15 protein-coding genes, 1 tRNA gene and 1 pseudogene are annotated in these 13025 nt (G+C 67.6%); 6 read left to right on the top strand and 11 right to left on the bottom strand.

All coding sequences use genetic code 11. From position 1 onward, the window contains the following. Positions 1–91: 91 nt before the first annotated feature. Positions 92–514, top strand: a complete 423-nt coding sequence (locus tag OHA40_RS20125) for a hypothetical protein (protein ID WP_330228448.1) — start codon at positions 92–94, stop codon at positions 512–514. Between the two features lie 212 nt (positions 515–726). Here the strand turns inward: OHA40_RS20125 and OHA40_RS20120 are convergent, their stop codons facing one another. Together OHA40_RS20120 and OHA40_RS34750 are read right to left on the bottom strand one after the other, a co-directional pair. Further along, entirely contained in the window at positions 727–1593 is an 867-nt protein-coding gene (locus OHA40_RS20120; RefSeq protein ID WP_330228447.1) for a helix-turn-helix domain-containing protein, read from the bottom strand. 96 nt (positions 1594–1689) lie between these two features. After that, positions 1690–1776: pseudogene (locus OHA40_RS34750) on the bottom strand (Ada metal-binding domain-containing protein); the annotation flags it as partial. Positions 1777–1887: 111 nt separating this feature from the next. Between OHA40_RS34750 and OHA40_RS20115 the strand changes: the two are divergent. Both OHA40_RS20115 and OHA40_RS20110 read left to right on the top strand, forming a co-directional pair. Further along, the gene (locus tag OHA40_RS20115; RefSeq protein WP_330228446.1) at positions 1888–2340 is read left to right on the top strand and encodes a nuclear transport factor 2 family protein; all 453 of its coding nucleotides are present in this window, start codon (positions 1888–1890) and stop codon (positions 2338–2340) included. Between the two features lie 621 nt (positions 2341–2961). Then, entirely contained in the window at positions 2962–3606 is a 645-nt protein-coding gene (locus tag OHA40_RS20110) for an HAD family hydrolase (RefSeq protein WP_330228445.1), read from the top strand. Positions 3607–3620: 14 nt separating this feature from the next. Here the strand turns inward: OHA40_RS20110 and OHA40_RS20105 are convergent, their stop codons facing one another. The 6 genes from OHA40_RS20105 to OHA40_RS20080 all read right to left on the bottom strand — a co-directional run bounded on the left by OHA40_RS20105 (position 3621) and on the right by OHA40_RS20080 (position 8585). Then, positions 3621–3785, bottom strand: coding sequence for a hypothetical protein (locus OHA40_RS20105; protein WP_330228444.1), 165 nt, complete (start codon positions 3783–3785; stop codon positions 3621–3623). 266 nt (positions 3786–4051) lie between these two features. Further along, positions 4052–4124: transfer RNA gene (locus OHA40_RS20100), tRNA-Ala, on the bottom strand. A gap of 95 nt (positions 4125–4219) precedes the next feature. Continuing rightward, complete coding sequence (gene sepX / locus OHA40_RS20095) at positions 4220–5296, bottom strand: divisome protein SepX/GlpR (protein WP_330228443.1); 1077 nt, start codon at positions 5294–5296, stop codon at positions 4220–4222. A 261-nt stretch (positions 5297–5557) separates the two neighbouring features. After that, positions 5558–6208: a GNAT family N-acetyltransferase gene (locus OHA40_RS20090; protein ID WP_330228442.1), complete on the bottom strand. Its 651-nt coding sequence runs from the start codon at positions 6206–6208 to the stop codon at positions 5558–5560. A 12-nt stretch (positions 6209–6220) separates the two neighbouring features. After that, positions 6221–7477 carry a molybdotransferase-like divisome protein Glp gene (glp, locus tag OHA40_RS20085; protein WP_330228441.1) on the bottom strand — a complete coding sequence of 419 codons (1257 nt, stop codon included), beginning with the start codon at positions 7475–7477 and terminating at the stop codon, positions 6221–6223. A 151-nt stretch (positions 7478–7628) separates the two neighbouring features. Continuing rightward, entirely contained in the window at positions 7629–8585 is a 957-nt protein-coding gene (locus OHA40_RS20080; protein ID WP_330228440.1) for a UTP--glucose-1-phosphate uridylyltransferase, read from the bottom strand. Positions 8586–8653: 68 nt separating this feature from the next. Between OHA40_RS20080 and OHA40_RS20075 the strand changes: the two genes are divergently transcribed. The 3 genes from OHA40_RS20075 (at position 8654) to OHA40_RS20065 (ending at position 10364) form a co-directional block, all read left to right on the top strand. Beyond that, positions 8654–9259 (top strand): 5-formyltetrahydrofolate cyclo-ligase, encoded by a 606-nt coding sequence (locus tag OHA40_RS20075; RefSeq protein WP_330228439.1) that lies wholly within the window; start codon positions 8654–8656, stop codon positions 9257–9259. 69 nt (positions 9260–9328) lie between these two features. Beyond that, entirely contained in the window at positions 9329–9613 is a 285-nt protein-coding gene (locus OHA40_RS20070; protein WP_330228438.1) for an FmdB family zinc ribbon protein, read from the top strand. Between the two features lie 85 nt (positions 9614–9698). Beyond that, the gene (locus OHA40_RS20065) at positions 9699–10364 is read left to right on the top strand and encodes an SAF domain-containing protein (protein ID WP_330228437.1); all 666 of its coding nucleotides are present in this window, start codon (positions 9699–9701) and stop codon (positions 10362–10364) included. A gap of 243 nt (positions 10365–10607) precedes the next feature. On the opposite strand, the gene OHA40_RS20060 is transcribed toward OHA40_RS20065, so the two are convergent. The 3 genes from OHA40_RS20060 to OHA40_RS20050 form a co-directional block, all read right to left on the bottom strand. Continuing rightward, the gene (locus OHA40_RS20060; RefSeq protein ID WP_330228436.1) at positions 10608–11276 is read right to left on the bottom strand and encodes an MspA family porin; all 669 of its coding nucleotides are present in this window, start codon (positions 11274–11276) and stop codon (positions 10608–10610) included. 66 nt (positions 11277–11342) lie between these two features. Further along, complete coding sequence (locus OHA40_RS20055) at positions 11343–12017, bottom strand: MspA family porin (RefSeq protein WP_330228435.1); 675 nt, start codon at positions 12015–12017, stop codon at positions 11343–11345. Between the two features lie 320 nt (positions 12018–12337). After that, the gene (locus tag OHA40_RS20050) at positions 12338–13006 is read right to left on the bottom strand and encodes an MspA family porin (protein WP_330228434.1); all 669 of its coding nucleotides are present in this window, start codon (positions 13004–13006) and stop codon (positions 12338–12340) included. Positions 13007–13025 lie beyond the last annotated feature (19 nt).

The raw sequence follows: 13025 nt of genomic DNA, 5'->3' as shown, positions 1-13025 counted from the left end.
TGTCACGCCGCTGACACGGTGTTCTACCTGGTCGTGCCCGCGTCAGCCTGGTGACAGGGCGGTGTCAGGCCAGGCGCTGATAGTGGTTGCCATGACGAAGAACAGCACTTCCTCGCCCCTCACCGAGCAAGACAAGACCACCCTGCGGACCGCCGCTTACGGTGCCATCGCACTGCTGACGGCCGCCGATGCCACCGGCTCGCCCCACAAGATCGCCACCGCAGGCTCCATCGCCCTGGGCTCGGCGACCGGCCTGGTCGGGCATGTGCTCGCCGAGAAAGCCGAGGGCGCCAAGCTCAACGGCAAATCCGTAGCCGCCATCGCCGACGTGGTACTGCCGGCCTTGACGGAAGCCATGAGCCTGCTCAACAAACAGGACCCGGCAGAAGCCGACAACTTCCGCAACACCATCAACGTCGCCATCGAAGCAGCCACCCGCGCCCGCAAAGGCCAACCCAGCCCCACCGTGGCCGACATGACCCGCAAAATCAACGAAGCCCTCAACGCCGCCTGATCGGACGCCAACCCGCGCAATCTCGAAATCAGGATTCCCGGCCCACCACCGTCCTCGCGATCGTCCGCATCCCCAACCGCCAGCCACCTACCCGCCGCCTGCGACGACCACAGACACGAAAGAGGCCCTGACCAGCATTGATCCGCGGGTCGGGCAATGGCGCTGCTGAAGGTTGAGCGCCAATGGCGACTCGCTGCGGAACGGCGGCTGGATCACGAGACCGATCGGAAGAGCCGATTCGGATCCGGATCGAGGCTGTAGTCGCGGATCGTTCGTGTGCATTTCTCATCGACGCTCATGCCATGAAAATCGGCGACCGCGAGGGCGGCCGGTATGGGAAACAAGTGGGTCAGACCGAACTGGCGCAGTCCAGCGATCGGTATGCCATACCGCGTAACGATCTCGGCGAGGACAGCGGGAGCCTCCGACGCGCCGACGTTGTCCGTCACGATCGCTTGCACAGCTGCCTCGTATGGATCCCAGGTTCCGCCGACGAGAAGGCGTTGCACCTGGTCCACCAGGTGCATGAGACCCTCGATCCGGGGTAGGTGAGCGACCAGCCGCACCTCGTCGGATGCCTCCGAACTGATCTCGATCAGGCCAGGGGCGCCATCCATCGACACTGTCCGCCGGTAGTGCTCGGTCGTGGCGTTCTCGATGCCGCGGATCGCACCGCAGGCAAGCTGCGCCAATCGTCGATCGAGCTGCACGGGCTCGGGCAGTGGCACGCGGAGCGCGAGACCGCCATCGGCGACAAGGCGATCCGCGCGACGCCGCCGTTGACGCAATTCGTGCGGTGTGGCGCGGAAGGTTGCGACCATCACTCGGTTGAATTGACGCAGGCTGCCGAACCCGGAGGCGAAGGCGATCTCGATGACCGACAGCTCGGTTTCGTCCAACAGGCGTCGGGCGAAATGCGCACGCCGAGAGCGGGCGAGCTGATCCGGGGTGGCGCCGACCTGTGTCCGGAACATCCGGCGCAAGTGGCGTTCCGATACTGCGAGTCGCGCCGCGAGTTCGGCCTCGGTGGCTTCATCCAGCGCACCAGCTGCGATGAGATCGACTGCACGGCAAACCAATTCGGATGAACTCGTTGGCCTTCGGTCGCTGCGGTACGGCCTGCAGCGGTAACACGCCCGAAATCCCGCGGCTTCGGCACCTGCCGCCGACGTGAAGGACACCACATTCTCCGGCAGCGGACGTCCAGGACACGGCGGCAGGCAATAGATGCCGGTCGTGATGACGCCCTCGAACGCTTCCACACCGACAGTCTGCGCGACGGACTACATCCCGGCCAGCCATATCCGGCCGTGTCAATGAATGTGTCCGAATGTGACGGGATCGGCGACAGCGCACACCCCATCATTGGCTGGATGGACGCACAGATCAGCAGAGAATTGGTTCTGCGGGCATGGCGCGAGTTCGCCACCCAAGACCCCGACCGGATCGCCGCCGTATTCACGCTCGACGCCGAATGGCTTGCGCCACCAGAGAATCCAACGGCCCGGGCACTCGACGGGACCAATCACCTGATCGGGCGAGACCGTATCGTCCGCTTTCTGACCATCGAGTTCCCCGCCGTCTTCGTGGCCGACAGAAAGGTGGACTTCACCGCAGTCACCGCCGAGGGCACAACAGTTGTCGTGGAGGAACGAATGCGGGCAACCCTGATGAACGGCAACCACTACGACAACGAGTACTGCTTCGTATTCGAACTCTCCGACGACGGCCTGATCCATCGAGTGCGCGAATACATGGACACCCGCCGCGCCGAAGAAATGTTCGCCACGCCAAGCCCGAACGCCTCCGGGCAGCCTAGCTCCTGAACGACGAAGGCCCGGTCCGTGTGGACCGGGCCTTCGTCAGTCGCTCACGCACACTCTCATGGTCGAGGGTGTTCAACGCGCCGACTTCGAGTCGGATTTCGTCATGGCGGCCAGGGTGAGGACGACGCGCCGCCGGCCGACCTCGACGAGTGATCTCGGCTACGACGCCGGTGAGACCTTCGGACGGCACTTTGTGGAGCGAATCACCAAGACCCGTCCCGGGTGGTACCTCGCCGCACCCCTTGGTAGGTTTCGGCTTGTTCGCTCAGCGTCGCGCACCACCTTCAGCCTTTGCCTCGCGGAACCCTTCCTTCGATCCACAGTTTGTGCGCCTCTTTCGTCATGGAAAGAGGCGGGAATCGTCATATCTACGCAGCCGATTTCGCGGTCATTCTCGACGGCGAAGTCGGTGGCACCGATGGAGCTTTCATGACACGCACCATCGCGCCGAGCTTTGGAACGCGCGCGCGAGATGCCCGACGCCGCAGTGCGGACTCTCGCAGCAAGCCTCGCGCTGCTCGGTACCTGCCGAATTCCGATCGCGCTCGCCACTGCGGCGCCGCTCCCCGCCCGGCTCGCCGCGGGCGTGGCTGTCCTGTCCCATAAAGCCTTGGAGAACCGATGGTAACCGCACTACCTCACCAGCCCGCGGAACTCGACGCGGTGATCTTCGACTACAACGGCGTCATTGGCCTGCAGCCCACCGTTCCAATGTGGAGCAGGCTCGCCGAACTCGCCGGATGGCACGCAGACCAGCTCGGACTCTTCCAGAATGCTTTCTGGAGCGCCCGCGAACCCTACGATTCCGGCGAGCTCGACGACGCGGACTTCTGGACCGCCGTGCTCGGCCATCGCCCGGACCCGGAAATGCTCACCCGGTTGCGTGCCGTCGACACCGCGCTGTGGACCCGGACCGACGACCGCGTCGTCGCACTCCTCCACCAGGCCCGGCGGGCAGATCTCCCGATGGTGCTGCTCTCCAACGCACCTCATCCGGTCAGCGATGCCCTCGACGCCTCCGACTGGCGCACTCTGATGACCGACGCCCTCTACTCGGCCCGGCTCGGCATGAACAAACCCCACCCCGACACCTACCGAAACGCACTCGCCGCGACCGGAGTTCGCGATCCCGGCCGCGTCCTGTTCATCGACGACCGTGCCGACAACTGCCAAGCCGCCGCTCGCCTCGGCTTGCGCGCTCTCCACTACACCGGCTCACCCGCCGATATCGAAGATCACCTCCGCCTCGCTACCGTCGCCGCGTAGGCGCCCGCGAGTCGTCACAGGATTTCCGGGGTCGGCCGACACCGCTGCCAGTCGGTGGTGGACACGAGCCTGGCCAGACGCTCGGCTGGGGTATCCCAGCCGAGCGTTTCGCGCGGGCGCCCCGTTTGGCCACCATGACCGAACGCCCCATCCAGGACCACGGTTCCATCGGTCGACATGTGGCCGGATCGCACAAGAAGCTATAGCGTCGCTTCCGTCGCCGAATGAGCCAACAGCCCGGCGGAAAGACAACCAACCAAACGCAACCACAATCGCGGGGTCCGGGGGCGAAGCCGAGCAGGTCACTATGGCGATGCCGAAGGCGAGCCCGAAGGGGGGTCCCGGGGGGCGAAGCCCCTCCGGGCTGGGGTGTGGGGGCTCGGCCCCCACAAACACGCGGAACGAGAAAGGCTCATGCTCTCCATGAGCATGAGCCTCCGACGAGTGGAGCTAAGGGGAATCGAACCCCTGACCTTCTCGATGCGAACGAGACGCGCTACCAACTGCGCTATAGCCCCGTGCGGCTCCGGGGAACCGCGCTGTGACACTGTATCAGGCCGTGCCCTCTGAGTCCGAATCGGCGGGCTGACCTGCCCGGATAGTGGTGACTACACTACGCACCCTCCGCGCGGCGGGTGTCGCCGGTGGCGCGGCTGCGCAGGGCGCGGGCGGTGGCCGGGTCGAAGGGGTCGAGGTGCTCGAACAGGGGGTCTTCGTCGTCGGGGTCGACGAGCGCGGAGCGGCGGCGGAGGGTGCGGGCGGTGTCGCGGTCCATGGTGCCGTGCGGGGCGTCGGCTCCGCGCGCGCGTGGGTCGCCGCCATGTCCACGGTTGAGGCGGGCGGCGCGCTTGCGGCGGATCTCCTCCTCCATCCGCACTTGCTTGCGCAAGTAGGCCAGGTACGTGACGAGCACGACACAGGAGAGCCCGGTGCCCCACCACAGCAGGGGCGTGAGCACGAACGCGAGCGCGCCGCAGAGGATGGCGGTGAGCACCAGGCCGAGCACCGCGCGCTGCCGGAAGGTGTAGCGGGCGGCGCGGGCGATGGCGTCGGCCTCGGGGTCGAAGCCGCCGCGGCCGCGGCGAGTGGAGATGAATTCCGGTTCGTCCGAATCGGTTTCGTCGTACTCGTCGTACTCGTCGTAGGGCAGGCGGGCGGGCGCGGTGGAGCGCGCAGGAGGGATTCTGGCCGCGGTCGGTTCGGGGTGGTGTACGCCCACGCCGTCATCATCGGCCGCCGTGTCGATCTTCGCAGCGACTTCGGCGGCTTCTTCGTCGTCTTCCGACTCGTCGTCTTCCGATGCGGCGGTCGCGAGGTCGGCGTCGGCCGCCTCGATGTCGTCCGTTTCGGCGTCAGCGATGTCGGATGCCGCGGCGTCGAAGGGCGCGGGCAGGTTGTCCTCGTCGGTCTCGGTGACGGGCTCGTCGGCCGGTGTCGTCATCCGGTCCTCCGCATCATCGCTGTGGGAATACTCTCTCGGTACGCGGCGCGGCCGCCAGTTCGGATCGGTTTCGTGCCCGGCAGCCGGGCCCTTTCTGAGACGTCGTTTGCCTCCGCCGCGGTGCAGGACCCGGGTCGCCAGCGCGGCGTCGGTGGTCCGGCGGATTCTCGGGTGGCGGTCGGCGAGCATCGGGAACAGGACGAAGACCCAGAGCACGACGAGACCGATCCACAGGATCGAATTCGGCATCGCGTCAGCACCTCCGTCCCCGCCTGGATTTCGTCCGGCTCGGCCCGCGAGCGGCGCGTCGTACGCCGCACTCGTCCGGCTCCCCGTCCGACGCAACCGCGTCGACGCCGGACGCCCGCAGGCTCCCTGCCGATGACGCAAGACGCACCATCGACGTCCGTAGGCTAATTCCGGGTAGCACCAAGTTCCGGCAGGCGCGCCGTGCACATCCGCCACACCTGTCACATTCCCACCAATGCCACCGGGTCCGGTGGCCCGCGCTTACAGCAGGGTGACGCGCCCCTCTCGCACCAGCCGGTCCAGAACGGTTCCGACCACCTCCTCGACGGTCATGCCGACCAGCAGGTGATCTCGCCAGGCGCCGTCCACGTCGAGGTAGCGCCGTAGCAGCCCCTCCTCCCGGAAGCCGACGTTGCGGAGCACCGCCTGACTGGCCAGATTCTCCGGTCGCACGGTCGCCTCGACCCGATGCAGGCCCACCGGCCCGAAGCAGTGGTCGAGCCCGAGCGCCAACGCCGCGGTCGCGACACCCTGTCCGCTGAGATCCCTGGCCACCCAATAACCGATCCAGGCCGAGCGCAGCGCGCCGCGCACGATATTGCCGATGGTCAGCTGTCCGCTGAACCCGCCGTCCACCTCGATGACCAGAGGGATCATCGCGCCGCGCCGTGCCTCCGCCTTCAAGCTCGACCACAGCGAGGGCCAATTGGACGCGTGGTTGCGCGCCTCCCACGCCCCGCGGCCGGTCGGCTCCCACGGCTCGAGATGGTCCCTGTCCCGCAACCGGATCCGGCTCCACGCCGCCGCGTCGCGCAGCCGCACCGGACGCAGGGTGACCTGTCCCGCGGCCACCCGGACCGGGCCGAGCCGCGCGGGCCACCCCGGATGCTGCGTGACCCGGAAAACGTTCATCGCGTCCACGTCTCAGCCACGCTGTGCGAGAAAGGCGACCTGAACCTCGTCACCGGTGCGGATCTCGGTGTCGTCCGGGTCGATCAGGATCAGGCTGTTCGCCTCGGCGAGCGTGGCGAGCAGGTGCGAGGACGAGTTCGCGCTGCCGAGTGGCTGTACCAAGTACTCACCGGTCGCCTCGTCTCGCATGAGTTGTGCGCGCAGGTATCCCTTGCGTCCGGCCATGGAGCTGATCGGCATGATCGTGCGCGCGCGGATGATCCGGCGCATGGGATGCCTGCGTCCCAACGCGATCCGGATCAGCGGCCGCACCATCACCTCGAACACCACCAGCGCGCCGACCGGGTTGGACGGCAGCAGGAAGGTCGGCACCTCGTCGCGGCCGAGCTTGCCGAACCCCTGCACCGAGCCCGGATGCATGGCCACCCGGGTGATTTCGAGCTCGCCGAGCCCCTCGAGCGCCTCCCGGACCTGCTCGGAGGCCCAGCCGCCGACCGCGCCCGCGATGACCACCACCTCGGAGCGCACCAACTGCCCCTCGACCACGTCACGCAACCGGCGCGGATCGGAACTCACGATGCCGACCCGGTTCACGTCCGCGCCCGCGTCCCGCGCGGCCGCGGCGAGCGCGTAGGAGTTCACGTCATAGACCTGGCCGGGACCGGGCGTGCGATCGATGTCGATCAGCTCACCGCCCACCGAGATCACCGATAATCGCGGTCGCGGGTGCACCAGCACCTTGTCCTGGCCGACGGCGGCGAGCAGACCTACTTGCGCGGCGCCGATGATGGTTCCCGCGCGCACCGCGACGTCACCCGGCTGGACGTCGTCGCCGACGCGCCGCACATAGTCCCCGGACCGCACCGGCTCGTACACCTTGATCCTGACCCGCCCGCCGTCGGTGAAATCCAACGGGAGAACCGCATCGGCGAGCGTCGGCATCGGCGCGCCGGTGTCCACCCGGACGGTCTGGCGCGGCTGCAACCGGATCGGCTGACGCGATCCGGCGACCACCTCACCGACCACGGGAAGGGTCAGGTCGACGAGTTCGCCCTCCTCGTCGCGGATGTCGGCGCCCGCGGAGGCGACGTCGACGCTGCGCACCGCGTAGCCGTCGATCGCGGCCTGATCGAAGCCGGGCAGCGGACGCTCGGTGACGATGTCCTCGGCGCACAGCAGGCCCTGGGCCTCGGAAATCGCGACCCGGACCGGCCGCGGCGCGACGGCCGCGGCGGTCACCTTGATCTGCTGATCCTCAACCGACCGCATCCAGCCCTTCCTGATCCTCTCCGCACTCCATCCGATTCCGCCTGCGCGGGCGCGCGGGATCGCACCGCGGCGCAAGCATGTTCGCGCGCACCGCGGTGAACCACCATTCGTACCCGACGGTCCACTCTCGGCGAAACCCCGGACGGACCCGTCAGTCGTCGGTCGTCAGCTGCGGATCCCAGTCCGGACCGAGACGGTGCTGCAGCCACTCCCGCAGGGCGGGGCCGTATTCCTCTCGTTCCAGTGCGAAATCGACCGCAGCACGAAGATAACCGCCCGGGTTGCCCAAATCGTGGCGCGACCCACGGTGCACCACCACATGAACCGGATGTCCCTCGGCGATCAGCAGTGCGATGGCGTCGGTGAGTTGCAGCTCGCCGCCCGTACCGGGCTCGATGCGGCGCAGCGCGTCGAAGATGGCGCGGTCCAACAGGTACCGGCCAGCGGCGGCGAAGGTCGAGGGCGCGTCGGCCAGTGCGGGCTTCTCCACCATTCCCTTGACGCGCAGAACATTCGGGTTCACGGCGTCCGGCACCCGCGCCACGTCGAACACGCCGTAGGCGCTGACCTCGTCCTTCGGCACGTCGATGGCGCACAGGACGGTCCCGCCGCGCTTGCGGCGCACCCGGCTCATCACGTCGAGCACACCGCAGGGCAGCACGAGGTCGTCCGGCAGCAGCACCGCGATGGCGTCCTCGTCGGCATCGAGTGCCTGCTCGGCTTGGGCGACGGCGTGACCGAGCCCGAGCGGCTCCTCCTGTACGACCGAGGTGACGTCGAGCAGTGCCGGCGCCTTGCGCACCTTCTCCAGCAGTTTGTACTTGCCGCGCTCGGCGAGCGTGCTCTCCAGCACGAGATCCTCGACGAAGTGCGCGACGACGCCGTCCTTGCCCGGGGACGTGACGATCACCAGGCGCTCGGCCCCCGAGTCCGCCGCCTCGCTGGCGACCAGCTCGATCCCGGGGGTGTCCACCACTGGAAGAAGTTCCTTGGGCACCGTCTTGGTCGCGGGCAGGAACCGTGTCCCCAGCCCGGCCGCGGGCACCACGGCCGTGCGGAAGCACGACACCACCGCGGTGTCAGCGGGCTGTCCGGCCTTTGCTGTCATGCGCATACCCTATCCGTCCATCACGCCGCCGGGTCGGCGTCGCGCCGACCCGGTACCGGGGTGAGCCTATGGTGATCACTGTGGAGATGCCCGGCGAGCGCGATAAACATGCATGGCGCATCGAACTGGTGGCCCGGCGAGCTGTGATGAGCGCCACTGATCGGCAGGACGAGGCGCTCGCCTTGGCCGCGGCGGTCGGCGCGCTCGGCGCGCGGGAATGGGTCTGCGCGTATGTGCCGGTCGATCCGGAGCCGGGCTCGACGGCGATGCTGGACGCGCTGCTGGCCGGTGGCGCGCGGGTGCTGCTGCCGGTAACCGGGCCACCTGGGCCGCTGAGCTGGGCCGAGTACACCGGAGCCGACGCCATGCGCCGCGCCCGCTACGGCCTGCTGGAGCCGATCGGCACGGTGCTGCCACCGGCCGAGGTGGCCAGGGCCGAGGTGATCCTGGTGCCCGCGCTCGCGGTGGACCTGCGCGGCGTCCGGCTCGGACGCGGTGCGGGCTACTACGACCGCACGCTGTCGGCCGCGCACCCGGACGCGCGGCTGATCGCGGTGGTACGAGACGAGGAACTGGTGGAGCGACTGCCCGAGGAGCCGCACGATCTGCGCATGGGCTGGGCACTGACACCGCGTGGCGGCCTGCGACCGCTCGGCGATAGCGCCGGGGAATGAAATGCCGATTGGCGGTGTTGGCACTGTCGGCTGTAGAGTGCCAGGTTGACGAATACCGCGGAGGATCCTGTGCCAACTTACTCGTACGCGTGCACCCAGTGTGACAACCGCTTCGACATCGTTCAGTCCTTCACCGACGAAGCTCTGAGCGTCTGCTCGGAGTGCTCGGGGAAGCTGCGCAAGCTGTTCAACTCGGTCGGCATCGTCTTCAAGGGCAGCGGCTTCTACCGCACCGACAGCCGCGGCGGCTCGTCCACCGCGAGCGAGCCCGCCAAGACCGACAGCGGCTCGAGTTCGTCCTCCGACTCGTCCACCGGTTCCACCGCGGCCACCAGCACGGCCGTAGCCAGCTGATTCGACGTTTTCCCCAGCCTCGTCGTTATCCACAGCCCCGCTGATACGGGGCGGACGAGTGTGAGTTCGGCCATAGGATCCGGCCATGACTCGCGCACTCGCCGACCTCGGCCGAGGTGGCTGGAATCCCTCCGGATGGCAGCGCCCGCCATGGGCCGACGTCGTCCTGGCCCGACGGCTACTCGCCGCCGCCCTCGCTGTACTCGCGGCCGTCCTCTTCGTGCGTGGTGACCCGGACGCCGAGCGCATGCCGATCCTCGTCGCGGCCCGGGATCTGGAGCCGGGACGGCTCCTCGAAGAGGGCGACCTGCGCTCGGCGCCACGCGAAGCGGGCACGCTGCCCGCGGGCGCGGTCGGCGACCCGGCCGCTCTCCTCGGCGCGACACTGACCGGCGCGATGCGTCAGGGCGAGGTTTTCACCGACCTGCGCGTCATCGGTCCACGGCTGGCCGCGGCGGCCACCGGAGCACGCGACGCCAGGATCGTGCCCATCCGTCTCGCCGACACCGCGGTCGCGGACATCCTCCGTGCGGGCGATCGCGTCGACGTGATCGGCGCCGAAGACTCGAACGGCCCCGGTACCCGGCCTGCCCGCACCCTGGCCACCGACGCCGCCGTCATCTTGGTCTCGGGACAGGCCGACGAACGAGGCGCCGCCGAACGCGTGGTCTTGGTCGCGATGGACGCCGACCACGCCACCGCCGTGGCCGGAGCTTCCCTGCGCACCGCGCTCGCCGTCGTCTTCCATTGACCTGCCGTGCCCGCAGACATACCGAGTGACAAAGTTCGGCGAGTATCTGCAGAAGCGTTCCAGCCCGATCACGCCCGGACTCACCGATGCGGAGCTGCTGATCCAGATCCGCGACCTGCTCGCCGAAAGCAAGACCAGCGCGGCCGGACGGCACGAACTCTGGATCACCTGGGTCGCAGCGCGGAACGGGCCCGCCGTGACAACGACGGACCCGTTCGCATTGTGCGGCTGGATGGTTGACGCTCAGCCGAGGCTGAACGGCTGGCCCCACAGCGTCACCCAAGTGATGACATTGTCGGTCTCGACCTCGACGCTGACGAAGGCACGCGCCTGCGCGTAGCCGCCACAGCCCGACAGGCCGATGGTCTCGTCGGCCCAGGTCACCGAACCGCTGGTGCCCTTGAACTTGTTGCGCTTCTTGTGCGATTCGTTGCCGAAATCGTCGGCCTGCTCCAGATCGAGCACGTAGAACGACTTCGCCTGACCCGGGCCGAGCGACAGCTCGCCGCCACTGTTCGCGCCGACGCCGCCGGTGACGGTGTCACCACTCCAGTCCACATCGCCGTCCACGCCACCGGTGGCACCGCCACCGGCGATGTTGACCTGGCAGCCAACGGTGTAACCCGGGAAGATCGCTCCGCCTGCGGCACCGGACACTTCAACCTGCGCACTACCGGACACCCAGGCATTGCGGTGCACCGGCGTCGAACCCATAGACGGGCTGATGGTGGCCGACTCCCCGACCAGACGGATCGTCACGACGGTGCCGTCCGACAACGTCTTGGTGAGTTCCCCGCCCGGCAGCGGGACGAAGGTGTCGGCATTCGCCGCACCCGTCGAGAGCAGACCCATGGTGATGGCCGCGGACGCGCACAGTCCTGCCGCGCGCGCCAGCATTTTACGATCGAACATGATGGTAATACCCCTAGAGTATCGAGTTCGCTTCAGCGAAAAGAGATTTGACAGATCCAGCCGATGTCAGCCGATGCTGAACGGCATCCCGTAGAGGGTGGTCTTCGAGTAGTGATCACCGATGATCTCGACAACCGTGTACGAACGCGCCTGCGCGTAACCCGCGCAGCCCTGGATCTGAATCTCGGCATCCTGGTACTCCACCGAGTAAACACCCGGCTTCAAGATGTCCTTGTAATCGATCTGAACGAACTTCACCTCGCCCGGCCCGAGGTTGATACCGATCGAACCACCAGCACTCGCGCCATCGAGGTTCACACTCCCGGACACACCCGCCGAAATCGCATCATCAGCAATGCTGATCTGGCAACCCACGACGTAACCGGTGCTCAACTGCGAAGCACCGTGCGTCGAGGAGTTGTTGGTTCCGGGGTTTCCGGTCGGACCGTTGTTGGGCCCGATTGTTCCCTCGGGTGTGACGGCTACGTCGGCGATGGCGTTCCCCGAAACCCACACGACACGGCCGGCACCGTTCGCAGCGAGAGAAGGGGAGATCAGGGCGCGCTCACCCGTGCGGGCGAGGCTCACGCCAGGGCCGTTCTTGTGGCCGTCCGGCAACGGCACGAAGACATCGGCATTTGCGGCACCGGTCGAGAACAGACCGGTGGCTACGGCCGCCGCGGCGGCAGCGCCCGCGACGCGGGCGCCTCGAGACAGACCGTTGGTGCGGTACTTGCTCATATTTTCCTCATCAGTTGCATCCGCCCACCTCAGGGTGTCGAGGCGGACATGTCCCTCCAAGCCGACGGCCGGGTGGTGGAATGTGAAGTCCACCAAGCGATCGCCGACCATCGCGTCATCGAGCGATATCGGACGAAACAATGCTATTCGGTATCAACCAGACTTTTCCGGAAATTCGGGCAAGTTATCCCCGCGCGACAGCGATCCGACTAGGATCGCGGAGCGTTGTCGGGGCGCAAGAGAATTCATGGCGAAATGGGCCCGCCGCCGATGTGACGGGCCCATTTCGTTGGTGGCTGCGGGGTTTTACCCGGCTGCGCTCAGCCGAGGCTGAACGGCTGGCCCCACAGCGTCACCCAGGTGATGACATTGTCGGTCTCGACCTCGACGCTGACGAAGGCACGCGCCTGCGCGTAGCCGCCACAGCCCGACAGGCCGATGGTCTCGTCGGCCCAGGTCACCGAACCGCTGGTGCCCTTGAACGCGTTCCGGGTCTTGTGCGATTCGTTGCCGAAATCGTCGGCCTGCTCCAGATCGAGCACGTAGAACGACTTCGCCTGACCCGGGCCGAGCGACAGCTCGCCGCCACTGTTGGCGCCCACGCCGCCGGTGACGGTGTCACCACTCCAGTCCACATCGCCGTCCACGCCACCGGTGGCACCGCCACCGGCGATGTTGACCTGGCAGCCGACGGTGTAACCGGGGAAGATCTTGCCGCCGGCAGTGCCGGACAGCTCAACCTGCGCGCTACCGGAGACCCACGCGTTGCGGTGCACCGGCGTGGCACCCATAGACGGGCTGATGGTGGCCGACTCCCCGGCCAGACGGACCGTCACGACGGTGCCGTCCGACAGCGTCTTGGTGAGCTCGCCGCCCGGCAGTGGGACGAAGGTGTCGGCGTTGGCCGCACCGGTGGAGAACAGGCCCATGGCGATGGTGGCAGCGGCGCCGACGCCGGCCATCCGTGCCAGGTTCTTACGGTTGATCATGATTGCTATCCCTCGAGGG

The sequence above is a fragment of the Nocardia sp. NBC_00508 genome (genome assembly GCF_036346875.1).
In the GTDB taxonomy this organism is placed as follows: Bacteria; Actinomycetota; Actinomycetes; order Mycobacteriales; family Mycobacteriaceae; genus Nocardia.
The sequence above is the reverse complement of the archived record's forward strand: the minus strand, read 5'-3'. Positions and strand labels throughout refer to the sequence as shown.